Raw genomic sequence first — 255 nt, forward strand, 5'->3', positions numbered from 1 at the left:
CGGTGGTGCGGATGATTGATCGGGAGTCGGGTCTGTCGGCACGCACGATCGCCCGCCGGTTGTCGTCGGTGTCGGGGTTCTATGCGTATCTGATCGCGCGCGGCGACACGGTCGTTGCGACGAATCCAGTGCCGCGTGGCTTGTCGACCCGCCGCGCGGGCGGGACCCGCGCGTCGCGCACCGCGCCGCTGGTGCGGGTGCCGCGCACGTTGCCGACGATCCTCTCGCCAGCCGAGGCCGACCGGCTGGTGGCGG

The 255-nt window shown here is 72.5% G+C and carries 1 protein-coding gene; it reads left to right on the plus strand.

Annotated features, from left to right (window positions below; translation table 11 throughout):
• Positions 1–255, plus strand: a 255-nt coding sequence (locus RM423_RS25250) for a site-specific integrase (protein ID WP_311425777.1), incomplete at both ends; no start/stop codon positions are given.

It is taken from the genome of Jatrophihabitans lederbergiae, from assembly GCF_031845305.1.
GTDB lineage: Bacteria > Actinomycetota > Actinomycetes > Mycobacteriales > Jatrophihabitantaceae > Jatrophihabitans_A > Jatrophihabitans_A lederbergiae.